This is a genomic window from Photobacterium sp. GB-210 (assembly GCF_003026075.1).
Lineage (GTDB): Bacteria > Pseudomonadota > Gammaproteobacteria > Enterobacterales > Vibrionaceae > Photobacterium.
This window is the reverse complement of the sequence record NZ_PYNU01000065.1, coordinates 1-613: the sequence shown is the minus strand read 5'-3', so window position 1 is coordinate 613 and position 613 is coordinate 1. Positions and strand designations below refer to the sequence as shown.

Annotated in this window: 1 protein-coding gene; it reads left to right on the top strand. The window is 43.9% G+C overall.

All coding sequences use genetic code 11. From position 1 onward, the window contains the following. Positions 1 to 349: 349 nt before the first annotated feature. Positions 350 to 613 (top strand): reverse transcriptase N-terminal domain-containing protein (locus C9J38_RS21620; RefSeq protein WP_199187185.1); only part of this gene is annotated, 264 nt, incomplete at its 3' end.

The following is a 613-nucleotide window of genomic DNA, read 5'->3' as shown; positions in this document are numbered from 1 at the left end:
GCGTTATGTGATGAAGCAGCGGAAGTGGTTAATACGCTGTGGCCAAAATGGCAATGAGAGTCGGAAAGAAGTTGGACAGTATTCTTTCGTGATCGCAGTACTCTCCGCACTATAGTGGGCATCTAAGCTGACATTTTACGTGACATACGGAACAGGGTAAGCCTGTATCATTCCCTTTGGGAAAGCCTTAGTGGCCGATAGTGATGCAGGTATAGGAGGTCGGAAAAAGCGAAAGCTACATTGTAATGATGTAGATACAGACTCATGTTTGATCACGAAAGTGAGCCCACTTCCGACTGGTCTCCCTTTGCGAGATAGTTTGAAGAACTTTATTTAAGGAGAAAAGCAAATGATGATCTCGAAAGAGATTAGTGCATCTTCTGACGGTGCTCAATGGCAGTCAATAGACTGGAAATCCGTTGAAGCACACGTATTAAAGCTTCAAATGCGTATCGCAAAAGCAACTAGAGAAAAGAAATACGGTAAGGTGAACTCCTTACAGTGGCTCTTAACTCATTCTCGCTCAGCTAAGCTTCTTGCGGTTAAGCGTGTATCTCAAAACAAAGGCAGTAAAACGCCTGGAATAGATGGTGTCATCTGGAACACAGATGCA